The sequence below is a fragment of the Bradyrhizobium sp. P5_C11_2 genome (genome assembly GCF_054049755.1).
In genome coordinates, this window is record NZ_JBFULT010000014.1 from 22,261 (window position 1) to 36,823 (window position 14,563).

The 14,563-nt window shown below is 64.6% G+C and carries 18 protein-coding genes; 4 read left to right on the forward strand and 14 right to left on the reverse strand.

The window, feature by feature from the left end; all coding sequences use genetic code 11:
- Nucleotides 1-5: 5 nt before the first annotated feature.
- From flgH to motA, 14 genes are all read right to left on the reverse strand, one after another.
- A complete protein-coding gene (gene flgH / locus ACXJL8_RS03090) occupies nucleotides 6-701 on the reverse strand; it encodes a flagellar basal body L-ring protein FlgH (RefSeq protein ID WP_456624203.1) in 696 nt (231 codons plus the stop codon).
- Nucleotides 702-1,466, reverse strand: a complete 765-nt coding sequence (locus ACXJL8_RS03095) for a MotE family protein (RefSeq protein WP_456624204.1) — start codon at nucleotides 1,464-1,466, stop codon at nucleotides 702-704.
- Between the two features lie 67 nt (nucleotides 1,467-1,533).
- Nucleotides 1,534-2,664 carry a flagellar basal body P-ring protein FlgI gene (gene flgI / locus ACXJL8_RS03100; RefSeq protein ID WP_456684622.1) on the reverse strand — a complete coding sequence of 377 codons (1,131 nt, stop codon included), beginning with the start codon at nucleotides 2,662-2,664 and terminating at the stop codon, nucleotides 1,534-1,536.
- Entirely contained in the window at nucleotides 2,661-3,137 is a 477-nt protein-coding gene (gene flgA / locus ACXJL8_RS03105) for a flagellar basal body P-ring formation chaperone FlgA (protein WP_456624206.1), read from the reverse strand. The genes flgI and flgA overlap by 4 nt, the downstream gene beginning before the upstream one ends.
- Nucleotides 3,138-3,150: 13 nt before the next feature.
- Nucleotides 3,151-3,939, reverse strand: coding sequence for a flagellar basal-body rod protein FlgG (flgG, locus tag ACXJL8_RS03110; RefSeq protein WP_456624207.1), 789 nt, complete (start codon nucleotides 3,937-3,939; stop codon nucleotides 3,151-3,153).
- Between the two features lie 17 nt (nucleotides 3,940-3,956).
- Nucleotides 3,957-4,286 (reverse strand): flagellar hook-basal body complex protein FliE, encoded by a 330-nt coding sequence (locus tag ACXJL8_RS03115; protein WP_456624208.1) that lies wholly within the window; start codon nucleotides 4,284-4,286, stop codon nucleotides 3,957-3,959.
- A gap of 2 nt (nucleotides 4,287-4,288) precedes the next feature.
- Entirely contained in the window at nucleotides 4,289-4,705 is a 417-nt protein-coding gene (flgC, locus tag ACXJL8_RS03120; RefSeq protein WP_456624209.1) for a flagellar basal body rod protein FlgC, read from the reverse strand.
- Nucleotides 4,706-4,716: 11 nt separating this feature from the next.
- Nucleotides 4,717-5,118 (reverse strand): flagellar basal body rod protein FlgB, encoded by a 402-nt coding sequence (gene flgB, locus ACXJL8_RS03125; RefSeq protein WP_456624210.1) that lies wholly within the window; start codon nucleotides 5,116-5,118, stop codon nucleotides 4,717-4,719.
- Nucleotides 5,119-5,183: 65 nt separating this feature from the next.
- Nucleotides 5,184-6,269, reverse strand: coding sequence for a flagellar biosynthesis protein FlhB (gene flhB / locus ACXJL8_RS03130; RefSeq protein ID WP_456624211.1), 1,086 nt, complete (start codon nucleotides 6,267-6,269; stop codon nucleotides 5,184-5,186).
- A gap of 13 nt (nucleotides 6,270-6,282) precedes the next feature.
- On the reverse strand, nucleotides 6,283-7,323 hold the full coding sequence (locus tag ACXJL8_RS03135) for a flagellar motor switch protein FliG (protein ID WP_456684623.1): 1,041 nt from the start codon (nucleotides 7,321-7,323) through the stop codon (nucleotides 6,283-6,285).
- Between the two features lie 2 nt (nucleotides 7,324-7,325).
- Entirely contained in the window at nucleotides 7,326-7,700 is a 375-nt protein-coding gene (gene fliN / locus ACXJL8_RS03140; protein ID WP_456624213.1) for a flagellar motor switch protein FliN, read from the reverse strand.
- Between the two features lie 76 nt (nucleotides 7,701-7,776).
- A complete protein-coding gene (locus tag ACXJL8_RS03145; protein ID WP_456624214.1) occupies nucleotides 7,777-8,091 on the reverse strand; it encodes a hypothetical protein in 315 nt (104 codons plus the stop codon).
- Complete coding sequence (locus ACXJL8_RS03150; protein ID WP_456624215.1) at nucleotides 8,072-9,013, reverse strand: flagellar motor switch protein FliM; 942 nt, start codon at nucleotides 9,011-9,013, stop codon at nucleotides 8,072-8,074. The genes ACXJL8_RS03145 and ACXJL8_RS03150 overlap by 20 nt, the downstream gene beginning before the upstream one ends.
- Nucleotides 9,010-9,906, reverse strand: a complete 897-nt coding sequence (motA, locus tag ACXJL8_RS03155) for a flagellar motor stator protein MotA (RefSeq protein ID WP_456624216.1) — start codon at nucleotides 9,904-9,906, stop codon at nucleotides 9,010-9,012. Before motA ends, ACXJL8_RS03150 begins: the two co-directional genes overlap by 4 nt.
- A 142-nt stretch (nucleotides 9,907-10,048) precedes the next feature.
- Between motA and ACXJL8_RS03160 the strand changes: the two genes are divergently transcribed.
- The 4 genes from ACXJL8_RS03160 to ACXJL8_RS03175 all read left to right on the forward strand — a co-directional run bounded on the left by ACXJL8_RS03160 (nucleotide 10,049) and on the right by ACXJL8_RS03175 (nucleotide 14,405).
- The gene (locus tag ACXJL8_RS03160; protein WP_456624217.1) at nucleotides 10,049-10,837 is read left to right on the forward strand and encodes a DUF1217 domain-containing protein; all 789 of its coding nucleotides are present in this window, start codon (nucleotides 10,049-10,051) and stop codon (nucleotides 10,835-10,837) included.
- Between the two features lie 3 nt (nucleotides 10,838-10,840).
- Nucleotides 10,841-11,569 (forward strand): flagellar basal-body rod protein FlgF, encoded by a 729-nt coding sequence (flgF, locus tag ACXJL8_RS03165; RefSeq protein WP_456624218.1) that lies wholly within the window; start codon nucleotides 10,841-10,843, stop codon nucleotides 11,567-11,569.
- Nucleotides 11,570-11,605: 36 nt separating this feature from the next.
- Nucleotides 11,606-12,931: a flagellar protein export ATPase FliI gene (gene fliI, locus ACXJL8_RS03170; RefSeq protein ID WP_456624219.1), complete on the forward strand. Its 1,326-nt coding sequence runs from the start codon at nucleotides 11,606-11,608 to the stop codon at nucleotides 12,929-12,931.
- 838 nt (nucleotides 12,932-13,769) lie between these two features.
- On the forward strand, nucleotides 13,770-14,405 hold the full coding sequence (locus ACXJL8_RS03175) for a MarR family winged helix-turn-helix transcriptional regulator (RefSeq protein WP_456624220.1): 636 nt from the start codon (nucleotides 13,770-13,772) through the stop codon (nucleotides 14,403-14,405).
- Nucleotides 14,406-14,563: the final 158 nt, after the last annotated feature.

The window sequence follows — 14,563 nt, forward strand, 5'->3', positions numbered from 1 at the left end:
GAGCCTCAGAACGGCGCAACGGCATCATAGATCCGATGTCCCCATCCAGGCTGCTGCACGTCAGACAGATTTCCGCGACCGCCGTAGGCCACGCGCGCCTCGGCGATCTTCTCGTAGGAGATCGTGTTGGTGCGCGAAATATCGCGCGGACGCACGATGCCGCCGACATTGAGCACCCGCATCTCCGTGTTGACCCTGAATTCCTGCGAGCCGCTGATCATCATATTGCCGTTCGGCAACACGTCGGTGACGATGGCGGCGATCGACAGCTTGATGTCTTCGGTACGATCGATCTGACCATTCCCCTTGATCTGGGTGTTGGTGTTCAGATTGGCGCTGGTCGAGCCCTTGTCCTGCCATCCAGCGACGTCCATCAGCCAGTCCAGCCCGAACTTGATCTGCGAATCGCGCGAGCGATCGGTCTTGTTGTCGAGCTTGGCCTTGTCCTGCATCGAGATGATCACCGTCACGACGTCACCAGCGCGCCGGGCGCGGGGATCGCGGTAGAGATCGGTGCCGTCGTCCCATGTCGAGCGATAGCTGACGGGCGTGCGCACGCGGGGCGTCACGGGGATCGGATCGGCCTGCGTCCGCAGTCCGCTGCCGACGGGCGACAATCGCGGACCGGTCAGGACCTCCGCCGGATCACCGACGCATCCGGCAAGCATCAAGAGCGACAGGATGAGGATCAGATTCTTCATCTATTTGGTCTTTCCGTCATCCACGCGGCGCATTCCGCCGAGCAGGTCGGCGAGGTGTGCCGCGCGCCCCGTCTCCATCTCGTTGAAGATTGCGCTCGAGCTCCTCGGGCTGAGCTTGGCGAGCACGGCCGCGGCGGTCTCGTCCGCCATCCCGGCGATCTGGGTCGCGGCAGCATCGGGCTTCATGCGCGAATAGATCTCGACGACCTGTGCCTCGGCCTTCTTCAGGAAGTCGTCGCGCAGCGCCATCCACTTCTCGTATTCGGCGCGTTTGGCCTCGACCTCGGCGATCCGCTCGCGGAGCTGGTTCTCGACCTTCTCCAGCTCCTTCAACTGCCAGGCCAGACGGGCGTCGACAGCCGGGTCGGTCACGTTGCTGCAGAACAACGCGACTTCGTTGTCCGCAGGCACGGCGGCCTGAGGCGGCGCCGGCTTCGGCGGCGCAGTGACGCTCCCGGGCTTGGCCGGACGCGCGGGCACCGGAGCCGGTGGCGGCGGGGGTGCTTCGCTGGCCGGCACCGCGCCGGTGGTCGCGGGTCCGCCGTCTTCAGCCGCCCAGGCCGTCGCCCGCATCGCGGCGCTGTCACTCGGGAACGAAGTGACGTTACGGGGCTTCTGAGGTCCCGGCGCCCGCGCCCGCGCGAACGAGAGCAGGTTGAGCGGCTTCGACGGCGTCGCCTCGTCCAGCGCCAGCGCGGGCGATGCACTCACGAGCGCAGACACCGCGAGGAGGAGGAGTTTGGCTTTGTGATCCAGCTTCAACATCGGGCCGCGTGCGATTCTCGGTCAAGACCTGAGCATTGAGCGACCAAGCTTGCACGACGCTTGTGCATCATTGCACGATGACGTCGGCCTGGAGCGCCCCGGCCGTCTTGATCGCCTGGAGGATCGCGATAATGCCGGACGGCTTCAGCCCGATCTGGTTCAGCCCGCGCACCAGGCGCTGGAGATCGACCCCGCTGAGAATTGCGACCTGCGATCCGGCCTCGTTGGCCTCGACCACGGTCTGGGGAACGACCACGGTCTGTCCCCGCGAGAACGGCGCCGGCTGCGACACCACCGGCAGCTCCGTGACGCGAACCGTCAGATTGCCGTGCGTGACCGCGACGGTCGATATCCTCACGTCACGTCCGATCACGACCGTGCCGGTGCGTTCGTTGATCACCACCCGCGCCGGGGTGTCCGGCTCGACGGTGAGTTCGCCGATTTCGGCGAGGAAGCGGACGGGACCGATATGGCGCGGCTTGGACAGCACGATGGTCCGGAAGTCGCGTTCGAAGGCGATCTGCGCGCGATAGCGTCCGCCGGCGTAGCGGTTGATGGCATCGAGGATCCGCGTCGCGGTGACGAAGTCGGGATTCTTGAGCTCCAGCACCAGGAATTCCATTTCATGGAGACTTCCCTGCACCTCGCGCTCGACCAGCGCGCCGTTCGGGATGCGTCCTGCGGTCGGCGTGCCCTGGCTGACATTCTRGGCCTGGCCTCCGACGCTGTAACCGGCCACCGTGACGGCGCCCTGGGCCACAGCATAGACCGCACCGTCGGCCGCGCGCAGCGAGGTCATTACCAGCGTGCCGCCGAGCAGCGAGGTCGCATCGCCCAGCGACGACACCGTCACGTCCATGCGCTCGCCCGGCCCGATCGAGGGCTGCAGGTCCGCGGTCACCATCACGGCCGCGACGTTGCGGGTGCGCAGGGTCGTCGGACGCGGGGGGTTGTTGGTGCTCGTGGTCTCGTTCCTGACATTGATGCCCATGTTCTCGAGCATCGACTGCAGGGACTGCTCCGTGAACGGGGCATTGCGCAGCGTGTCGCCGGTGCCGTTCAGGCCGATGACGAGGCCGTAGCCCACGATCTGGTTCTCGCGCAGTCCCTTGATGTCTGCGATGTCCTTGATGCGGACGGCGGCCTGGACGCTGGCGGCGGAAACGATGAGGACGAGCGCGAGCAGGAATCTGATCATGACCCGTCCACGACCTTGACGGTGCCGTCCGGCTGGACGATGCCCCTGATGATCACGCCGGTATCGGTATTTCGTATCGGGATGAGCGCGCCGGGGGCGCCCGACTGCATCGCCGAGCCGTAGGTCACGATCGACAGACCGCTGTCTTCGACCACCACCTTGACCGTGGCGCCGCGGGCAACGGTCCAGGGATCCTCCACCGAATTGGTCGGGATCGGTTGACCCGGCAGCAGCGCGCGCCGTGCCATGCGTCCGACCAGGACCTGACGTCCTTCGATGAACATGGCGACACCGAGCACGTTCGATGCGAAGGCGCGCTCGGTGATCATGTCCTCCCTGATCAGCTCGCCGGCGCGGATCGACACGGCCGGCACGGGAAGCCGCCGCTCGTCGGCCGCGGCAATCCGCGCGGAGACGAGAACCAGCAGCGCGGCGGCCAACCCACGCGCGATCAGGCCCACCCTGTTCAACATGGACACACCGGAACTAGCGAAGGCCCTTCGATACCGTCGACGCCATCTCATCCGACGCCTGGATGACCTTGGCATTCATCTCATAGGCGCGCTGGGCCGAGATCAACTCGGTGATTTCCTTGACGGGATCGACGTTCGAGGCCTCGAGGTATTTCTGGTTGATCTTGCCGTAGCCGGCATCGCCCGGCAGTCCGACGACGGGCGTGCCGGACGCCGTGGTCTCGCGATAGAGATTGCTGCCGAGCGGCTCGAGGCCCGCCTCGTTGGCGAAGTTGGCGAGGTTGAGCTGGCCGATCTGCCGCGGGTTCACTTCCGTGTCCAGCTTGGCGAACACCTGTCCGGTCTGGTTGACCGTGACCTCGACCGTCCCCTGCGGGATCGTGATTGCGGGATCCAGCAGGTAGCCGTCGGTGGTGACGAGTTGACTGTTGGCATTGGTATTGAATGAACCCGCGCGGGTATATTGCACCTCGTTGTTCGGGCCCAGCACCTGAAACCAGCCCCGGCCGTTGATGGCCATGTCGTAGGGGTTGCCGGTCTGAGTGAGCGCGCCCTGGATGTGCAGCTTGCGGATGGCCGCCGACTTGACGCCGAGGCCGAGATTGGCGCCTTCCGGGATCGGCGACGAGCCGTTGACATTCGCGACGCCCTGCATCCGGTCCATCTGGTAGAACAGATCGGTGAATTCCGCGCGTGCCCGCTTGTACGACGTCGAGTTGATGTTGGCGATGTTGTTCGCAATGACTTCGATATTTGTCTGCTGGGCATTCATGCCCGTGGCCGCAATGGCAAGCGATTTCACAATGTGACTCCTTCAGATCAAATCGACATACGAACGACTTCTTGGTAGGCCTGCACGACCTTGTCGCGAACCGCGACCGCGGTCTGCAAGGCCTGCTCGGCCGACATCAGCGCCTCGACGACGCGCCGCGTCGATTCCTTGCCCTGCATCGCCGAGATCGACGCCGATTCGCCCGCCTTCAGCGTACCGATCGCGTCGCTCGTCACCTGCTTCATCACCGAATCGAAGCCGAGGCCCTCGCCCGACTGGATTGCGGTCGGCGCCGCGGGCGCGATCGCCTGCGTCTCGGTCGCGCGGGCCACCGCTTGCCCTGCGGAGATCGCCGTGGATGAAATCGCCTCTAGCATTGTCAGCTCCTCAGGAGATCGATGGTCATGCCCAGCATGGACCTGACCTGCTTCACGACCTGGAGATTGGCCTCATAGGACCGGTTGACTTCCCGCATGTCGGCCATCTCGATCATCATGTTGACGTTGGGCAGCTTGACGTAGCCGGCCTTGTCGGCGGCGGGATGGCCCGGATCGTACTCCACGCGGTAGGGCGTGGTGTCGACCCCGATTTCCTTGACCTTCGCAAGCTGCGAACCCGAGGCGCGATCCATCGCGGCGTCGAAGGTGATCGTCTTGCGCTGATACGGATCGGCGCCGGCGGTGCGGCCCGTCGAACTCGCGTTCGCGAGATTTTCCGAGACGACGCGCATGCGGGTCGACTGCGCTTCGAGCCCGGAGCTGGCAACCGTCAATGAAGCTTGCAGGGAATCCAGCATATCAAATCACCTCAGGTCTTCGCACTGGACAGCACCATGCGGTGGAACGACCGCACGATCGCAGAGTTCATCGAATAGTCGCGACTGACGTCGCTGCCCTTGATCATCTCCTGCTCCAGGCTGACGGAGTTGCCGGAGTGAACGACCTCCCAGCTGTCCTTCTTCGCGGTCGCCCGCGTGTCGGTCTCGGTTGGGGAGAGCTGCATGTGCGTGGGCGATGTCGTCGCGAGCCTGACCGGCATTGCGTCGAGCACTTTATTGAACGGCTCGACGTCGCGCGCCTTGAAGCCCGGGGTATTGGCATTGGCGACGTTGGTCGCGATGGTCGACTGGCGAAGCTCGAGCCAGCGCGCCTGAGACGATGCGAGTTCGAAGAGATAAAGCGGTCCCACGACAGTTCCATTCTGGTCCATTCGAGGAGAAGCCTAGGGCGTTAAGCTTTCGTCAAGCTGTTGCGCGAAGCACCATCCTCGGAAATCTACTGGACCTTCTCGGGCCGCGGCGACTGCTTCGACTGGAGGAAGTAGATGATCTCCGCGACGGGCCGGAAGAATTCGGCCGGAATCACCTGATCGACCTGGACCGCTTCATACAGCGCGCGCGCCAGCGCCTTGTTCTCGATCACCGGAATTCTGTTCTGTTCGGCGACCTCGCGGATCTTGAGCGCGAGTGCGTCCATGCCCTTGGCGAGCACGAGCGGCGCCGGATTCTCCTCACGGTGATATCGCAAGGCGATGGCAAAATGCGTCGGGTTCGCGATCACCAGCGTCGCGCGCGAGGCGGACACGATCATTCGCTGGCGCGAGCGGTCGCGCGCGAGCGAACGCAGGCGCGCCTTGATCAGCGGGTCGCCTTCCGCCTGCTTGTGTTCGTCCTTGATCTCCTGCCGCGTCATGCGCAGCTCGCGCCGCCAGTGGAAGCGCGACCAGGCGAGATCGATCGCGACCAGGACGATCGTCGCGATGCAGATCGCCGAGACGATCCGCATCGCGATGCTGAGAATCATCTCCGGCAGCGCGACGGGATCCGTGTACATTGCCTCGAACGCCCTGGCCTCCGACGTGCGCAGCACAAAGCCGACGACGAGGCTCACCGAGACGAGTTTGAAGAGCGATTTGGCGAATTCCACGAGTCCCTGCGTCCCGAAGAGCCGGCTCCAGCCCTTGACCGGCGAAATTCGCGAGAGGTCCGGCATGATGCGATCGAGCACCGGGCGCGGTGCGTTCTGCAGCAGCGATGCAGCAAGGCCGAACACGATCATGATGACGAGCAGCGGCACCAGGAATCGCAGCGCCTGGAGACCGACCACGGTGAGCAGATTCTGTGCGTCTGCCGCCGTGCTGAGCGGGAAGCCGTCGGGGTCGTCGAGAAAGCTCTTCAGGGTCGGAGTCAATTGCTGCACGCCCTGACCGATCAGGAACATCTGGATCACCATCAGCGCCGCCATCGAGGCGAAGATGGACGCCTCCCGAGAGACCGGAATCTTGCCCTGCTCGAGCGCATCGCGGACTTTCTTCTCGGTCGGCTCTTCGGTTTTACTCTCCTGGTCGGATGTGTCTGCCATGCCCTTTCAGCGGTCAGCGGAAGACCAGCTCGTCCTCCTGCTCGGGGTTGAGTTCGATTTCACCCTTCTCCGCGAGGTCGAGTGCGAGGTCGGTGATCACGCGCCGTGCCTCCAGCACGTCGCGCTGGTTCGACGGCTCGCCGATGGCGAGCTCGTGCTCGACGACACGACGGACGCGCGAGGCGACCGAGGACAGGATCAGTTCGCGGAAGTGCTTGTCGGTGCCCTTCAGCGCGATGACGATGCGGTCGGTCGGCACCYGATCGAAGATCATGGTGCGCGCCTTCGGGGTCAGGTGGACGACGTCATCGAAGGTGAACAGCAGCTCCTTCAGCACTTCGGCCGACTTCGGCCGCTTCTCCGACAGGCTCTTCAGCATGTCCTCGATGTGGCCGCGCTCCATCTTGTTGATGATATCGGCGACGCGGGCGTAGGTATCGGCGCCGAGGTTGCGGGCGAAGTTCAGCGTCAGATCCTCGTGCATCGTCTTCTCGAGCACCCTCATGGCGTCGTCGACGATCGGCTTGAGGCTGAGCACGCGCCRCATCAGCTCGTTGCGCAGGCTCGATGGCAACTGGCTCATGACCTTGGCCGCGCAGGCCGGCTTGACCTTGGACAGGATGAGCGCCGCGGTCTGCGGATGCTCCTTGGAGAGATAGCTCGCGAGCGAGTTTTCCGACACCGACGAGACGCGGTCCCAGACCGACCGGCTCGAATTGCCGAGCAGGTCCGACATGATCGCCGAGACCTGGTCGGCAGGAAGCACGTCGCCAAGCACGGCCTCAAGGCCGCCGAGGGTGCCGAGAATGTTGGCGCCCATCGAGAATTGCTGGGCGAACTCCTCGACGATCCCCTCCAGCTCCTGCGCCGTGATCGGCCGCAGCTCCGCCGCGGCCTTGGTGACGATGCGGATCTCCTGCGGCTCGAACTGCTGCAGCACGCTCGCGGCCGCCTGCCGGCCCATGGCCAGCAGGAGCGCCGCGACCTTTTCCGTTCCACCCAGCGTGGCAACGCCTCGCTGCTTGATGGGAGCGATGCCGACCTGTGCCGCCATGGTCAGGTATCACCCTGCCCCAGCGGCCCGACAATCTCTGTCAGCGACACACCGAAGCGGGAATTGTCCTCTTCGACCACGACCACCTCGCCGCGGGCGACGACGCGGCCGTTGACCACGACGTCGACGGGCTCACCGACCCTGTGATCGAGCGGAACCACGGCGCCGCGGCCGAGCTTCATCAGGTTCGCCACGGGGATGGTCGCCGATCCCAGCACCACCTGCATGGTGACGGGGATGCGCAGGATCGCATCGACATTGGCGAACTTGCCGGTCTCCTCCGCGGTGCGCGCGGCGATCTCCGCCAACCGCTCCAGCGGAGACGTCTCGGTCTCTCCCGATGCAGATGCAGACTCATAGTCGAAGGATTGCGCCATTTGGTATCGCCTCTTGGTATTTCCGCTCCCGGAGCGCCGCGACGTTCCGGTAGTACGTGTTCTGCCAGTCCCGGTCTCAATGCTTGTTCGCGTCGGCACTGCTCGCGGCCGCCGCCGGAGCGATCCCGCTCCGCGCGTCGAGCGCCGCGATCGCCTCGTTGGCCTGATCGATCTTCGTGCTCAGCACGTTGGCGAGCCGGCCGAGATTTGCGGTGGAATCGTGAGCCGCGGTGATGACCGTGTCGAAGGCGCCTGCCGTCTCGTGGACGATGGTGGAGAATTCGCCCTGGTAGCTGCGCAGCCGCGCCAGCTCGCGATGCATCCGGGTCACCCGCATGCTGGTGAAGGCGAGCGCGATCAGCAGAACGGCATCAACGAGATAGGATATCATCGACGAACTCCCGCTTCTGATCGACGGGATCGGCCACCTGCATGGCGTAATAGCCATCAAGCTGGCCGATCTGACACCAGAACAGCACCTGGTTGTTGCTCTCGAGCCGGGCCAGCGTGCGCGGCGTGGCTTCGAGCTCGAGGACCTGTCCGACCCGGAACTTCACGACGTCGCCGAGCGAGATCATCTTCTCGTCGAGCACCGCGCTCAGCGTCACCTCGGTCCGGTGAACCTCGCTCTCCATCTGCTCGCGCCAGCGCGGATCGGCCGCGCGGCCGTCGCTGACGACGACGGTTGCAAGCTTCTGCCTGAGCGGGTTGAGCGCGGAGTGCGGGATGATCAGGAACATCTGACCGCCGCGGTAGAGCGCCTGCAGCATGATGTTGGCGCAGATCGACATGTTGCCGCTGCGACCGATCGCCAGCGAAGCCATCGCGGTCTCGACCCGCTCCACGCGGAAGGTGACGTTGGAGGTGCCGGCGAAGGAGGATTGCAGCGCCTTGGCGAAACGCTCGAACAGCGCCTGGACCAGGCGGATTTCGATGTTCGAGAAGGAGCGCTCGACGTCGAGCGGCGGCTCGGCGCCGTCGGAGCCGAACATCGCCTCGACCATCGTGAACACGAAATCGCGGTCGAGCATGATGATGACGCGGGAGTCCCACTGCTCGGCATACAGCACGGCGGCGACCGCGTTGGCCTCGTAGTCCTTGATGATGTCGCCGACGCGGTCGTTGGTGATGCCGTTGACGGAGAAGTAGCAGGGCGTTCCGGCTATCGGCTGGAGGCTGTCGGTGCACGACGCCGCCATGCGATCGAAGATCACATTGAGCATCGGCATGCGTTCGATCGATATGCCGGCGGCGTCCAGCAGATAGTTCGGCAGCTGCTTGCGCTGATCGACGTCGAGGTCTTCCATCGTCATGCGCGGGCAGCCTTCGGTTCAGCGTCGGTCACCACGGCCTTCGGGCCCGCGATCGTCTCGTTCTCGACGACGTCGATCGAGGGACGCTCGTTGCTCGAGATCATCTTGCGGCCGTGCTCGACCGCGATCTGCGGCATGGCGCCGTTCATGAAGGCCAGCAGCGTCTGCTTGACGATGATGTAGGGCCGGCACTTCTTCTCGCGCGTCATCTTGATCTTGATCGCGAAGGGCGAAATGATGCCGTAGGACAGGAAGATGCCGGCGAAGGTGCCGACCAGGGCCGCACCGATGAAGCCGCCGAGCAGCTTCGGCGACTGGTCGAGCGCGCCCATTGCCTTGATGACACCGAGCACCGCGGCGACGATGCCGAGCGCCGGCAGCGCCTCGGACACCGTCACCAGCGAATGGTAGGGCGCCAGCTTGCTCTTCACGATGGTGTGGATCTCCTCGTCCATCAGCGCCTCGATCTCGTGGGTGCGCGCGTTGCCCATGATGATGAGACGAACATAATCGCAGATGAACTGGAGCAGCGACGGGTCACCAAGCACGCTCGGGAACGCCTTGAAGATCTCGGAGGACGAGGGATCGTCGATATGCGCTTCCACCTCGTTACGACCCTTGCCGCGCAACTCCCGCATCAGGGCATGCAGCGCACCGAGCAGGTCGAGATAGTAGCGCTCACTGGGCACCGCGCCGGTGACGGCCTGCACGCACGCAACCCCGGTATCCACGACCACCTTCCACGGGTTGGCCATGATGAAGGTGCCGGCCGCGGTGCCCATGATGATCACGAACTCCCACGGCTGCATCAGCACGCCCAGATGCCCGCCCATGGCGGCGAATCCGCCGAGCAGCGCCGCTACCGTGATGACGATCCCCACGAAACTGCCCAACGCGCCACTCCATCACCGATCCCATCGGGAATACCTAGTCGGCGACGCTTGCGCGAGGCTGGCTTCGGCGTCGCCAGCCCCGCGCAAGCAATTGGCGGCAGCTTGGGACGCTGTCGCAACAGCGGCTGAAGGGGCGCGTGTCATGCTATCCACGATCGCGGATTACACCAGGTTGACCAACGACATGGGCAAGTCGTTGACGCAGGTCGCGAAGCAGCCGGATGTCAGCCGCGAGACCGATTATTTCCTCAGCCACATCGGCAACGTGAAGACCATCGACGACTTCCTGAAGGATTACCGCCTTTACTCCTACGCGATGAAGGCCTATGGCCTCAGCGACATGACCTACGCCAAGGCGTTCATGCGCAAGGTGCTGACCGAGGGGGTCTCGGACAAGGATGCCTTCGCCAACAAGCTCACCGACACCCGCTACCGCGAGTTCGCTACCGCCTTCAATTTCGCCGCCCTCGGCACCAACGCGACCTCGACCACCGCAGCCACGACCGGCACGGCCAGCCAATACGTCACGCAGACGATGGAGCAGACGGCCGGCGACCAGAACGAAGGCCTGCGGCTGGCGCTCTATTTCACCCGCAAGGCGTCCACGATCACCAATGCCTACCAGATCCTCGCCGACAAGGCGCTGACGCAGGTGGTCCAGACCGCGATGGGCTGGTCGTCGACGATCAGCTCGTCCGACATCGACGCCCAGGCCAAGATGATCACGGACAAGATCGACCTCACCGATTTCCAGGACCCGACCAAGGTCACCAAATTCGTGCAGCGCTTCGCGGCAATGTGGGATGCGACCCAGGCCCAGAGCGACAGCTCGAGCAACCCCGCGCTGGTCCTGATCGGCGGTGCGGCGACGTCGGCCGGTTTGGATACCGACATGCTCACGACACTTCAGAACATCCGGTTCAACAGGTAAATCATGCAATCGGCTCTCTATGTGGGCTTGTCGGCCCAGGTCGCCCTCGAAAAGCGCCTCCAGACGATCGCCAACAACGTCGCCAACGTCAACACCGCGGCGTTCCGCACCGACGTGGTGAAGTTCGAGACCGTGCTGTCCAAGGCAGGCGCGAACCCGGTCGCATTCTCCACCCCCGGCGACAACATCATTTCGCGCGAGACCGGCAGCGTCACCGAGAGCGGCAACCCGCTCGACGTCGCCGTGGTCGGCCAGGGCTGGCTCGCCTTCGCCGGCCCGAACGGCACGGTCTATACCCGTGACGGCCGGCTCCAGATCGCCGCCAACGGCGACCTCCAGACCGTGAGCGGCTTCCCCGTCATCGATGCCGGCGGCGCGCAGATCACGCTGGACCCGAACGGCGGGCCGGTCTCGATCTCGCGCAGCGGCGCGATCACCCAGGACAACAACGAGATCGGCACCATCGGCCTGTTCAACATTCCCGCCGATGCCAGCCTCGACCGCTACGGCAATTCCGGCGTGACACCCGACCGGCCCGCGACCGCCATCTCCGATTTCAACCGGGACGGCTTCAAGCAGGGCTATGTCGAGGGCTCCGGCGCCAATCCGATGATGGAATTGACGAAGCTGATGGCGGCCTCGCGTGCCTTCGACGGCACGAATTCGATGATCGAGGGCACCGAGAGCTCGCTCCAGAACGCAATCCGGACTCTGGGCGAGCCCGGCAAGTAGACTGCGCCTCGCGCGCATTGAGGGTGGACTGTTTCCTTGAACGCTCTTCGGCAACTGGAGTGGGCGCTGCTGGAGCTTCAGCAGAGCACGCCGCTCGCTAGCGTCAGCGGCGCGATCTCCGAGATCGCGCCGACGCATTTCCGCGTCTCCGGCCTGTCGCGCTTCGTCAGGCTCGGCGAGCTCATCGGCGTCAATTCGGGCGGCAAGCCCCAGATCGGCGAGGTGGTGCGAATCGACAGCGAAGGCATCATCGCCAAGCCGTTCGACCGCCAGTTCGCCGGCGGCCTCGGCTCGGTCGCGTACCGGATGCCGCCCTTGTCCTTCGCGCCCGATCCGAGCTGGAAGGGACGTGTCATCAACGCGCTCGGCGCGCCGCTGGACGGACAGGGCCCCCTCACCCCGGGATCGCGGCCCGTCTCCGCCGAGGCGGAGGCGCCGGCGGCCATGAAGCGCGCCCGCGTCCACAAGCCGCTGCGCACCGGCGTACGCGTCATCGATCTGTTCGCGCCGATCTGCGCCGGCCAGCGCGTCGGCATCTTTGCCGGATCCGGCGTCGGCAAGTCGACGCTGCTCGCGATGCTCGCCCGCAGCGAAGGGTTCGACACCGTCGTTCTGGCTTTGGTCGGCGAACGCGGCCGCGAGGTGCGCGAATTCATCGAGGACGTGCTCGGCGCCAACCGCAGCCGCGCCATCACCATCGTATCGACGGGAGATGAAAGCCCGATGATGCGGCGGCTGGCGCCGAAGACCGCGATGGCGGTCGCCGAATATTTTCGCGACCGGGGCGAATCGGTCCTGCTCGTGGTCGATTCGATCACCCGTTTCGCCCATGCCGCCCGCGAGGTCGCCCTTGCCGCCGGCGAGCCCGCGGTCGCGCGCGGCTACGCGCCGACGGTCTTCACCGACCTGCCGCGCCTGCTCGAGCGGGCCGGGCCCGGCGAGGAGGGATCCGGGACGATCACCGGTATTTTCTCCGTGCTGGTCGACGGCGACGATCACAACGAGCCGATCGCCGACACCATCCGCAGCACACTGGATGGGCACGTCGTGCTCAGCCGGAACATCGCCGACCAGGCGCGCTATCCGGCCGTGGACGTGCTGGCCTCGGTCTCCCGCCTGGCCCATAACGTCTGGGACCCCGAAGAGCGCGAATTGGTGAGCAAGCTGCGCACCATGATCGCCAAATACGAGGACACGCGCGACCTTCGGCTGATGGGCGGATACCAGTCGGGACGCGATTCGGGTCTCGACCAGGCGGTCGACCTGGTTCCGAGGATCTACAGCGCCATGCGGCAAGACGCTTCAGCCCGGCCGAGTGCCGATCCGTTCCGCGAGCTCAGGGACATGCTCAAGGGCGACTAGCAGGATTGAGTTGGCGCGCGCGGCCGGCGCCCGTCATCGCCTCGCCCGTCGTTTCCACCGTCGCGCGCGCATCCCGACGCTGCGGGCGCGCGCATGTGGCCCTGTCACCGATTCCATCATACGCATATCACCCGTTCGCTTAAGAATCGGGCCGCCGTGGTGCAAGCGGCCGAACGGGCGATTCGCGACCACGGCCACAACAACCGCCGCGTGCAATCCCTCCGATTTCCCTCGACCATCCCGTCATGTAACGCGGAAGTTGTGGATGACGTTTTCAAGGCGCAGCTTTGTCATGCACAAGGTTCGCTCACCCTGCATCAACGACAGACATGCCTGCAATCAAACCGTCGCATAGTTGCGTGCATGCTGGGCGCTAGATGCGTATTGCGTTCACCATCATGTGTCCTGAACAGCGAGATTGTCTTGAACGTTACAATCGTCTCCAACGACATCTGGACTCCGGGAGCGTCTCTACTTGATTTTGTTGAGAAGCTCATCCATCGTTTCGATGGAAGATAAGAAACGTCTGCTTGCGACTTGAACTCAGGGGCCTCGGTTGAACAACTCCGATCCATCGTCCGGTCGTGACGGCAACTCGGGCTTCCGTTCGACGACACCGCGATTGGTACACCATCTGCGATGCGGCCTCTCGCGCCGGCTTGCGCGCCGCCCGACGCTCGGGTGCCTTGCAGGCCGTGCCTTCGAGCATGGGCAGGAGATGACGTGCACATCGCATACCTCCAGCGGTCTTGCGCCGGTCGACGGATTCGCGAGTCAGGACGGAAAGCGGCTTCGGGGCGCCGCAGACGTGTTTCCCGAGGCGAGGTAGGAATAATTCATGCCGTTGGCACGCGAAGCAGTCGAGCTGCTGGTTCAGGCGGCCAGAGCCTGGTATTTCGAGGGCGATCAACACGGATTGCGCGATCGGGAATGGATGGCGCTGCGCTTTCTCGGCCGCGCCAACCGGTTTTCGCGCACGCCGTCTGCGCTCGCCGGCTTCATCGGCGCCACCAGGGCGACCGCATCGCAGATCGTGAAGACGCTGGAGAGCAAGTCCTTCCTGGTGCGAAAGCCGTCGCACGAGGACAAGCGCTCCGTCGTGCTCCACGTCACCGCGCAGGGCGAGAAGTGCCTGAGCCAGCATGATCCGATCAATCACGTGGTGAATGCTGTCACCGCGCTCGGCACCGAGGAATGCATCAAGCTGCGCGACTCGCTGCGGGACATCCTCAATCACCTCGATGCGGCCCATCAGCGGCTCGATGCCAGCATCTGCCGGGACTGCATGTTTCTCGCCGAACGCAGCCCCGGCACGGGCAAGGGACGTGCAACCGCCGAATTCATGTGCCGGCTGTATCGCGCGCCGGTCTCGCTCCAGGAGACCGAACTGCTCTGCACGAGTTTTGAGCGCACCCGCGACCGCCCGAAGATCGAAGAGCATCTCGACCGCGCGCGCGTGGCGAGCCAGGGATGACGCGGAGCGCGGCCCGCTCAGGCTACGCGCAATTTCCAGGCGAATGTGGCGAGCCGATCTTGCGGAAAGTTTCGCGGCAGGATCTTTCTCTAAAGGCTTACCTACTGGTGCTCGATACTCCAATGTCGTCCTGGCGAAAGCCAGGACCCATAACCCCA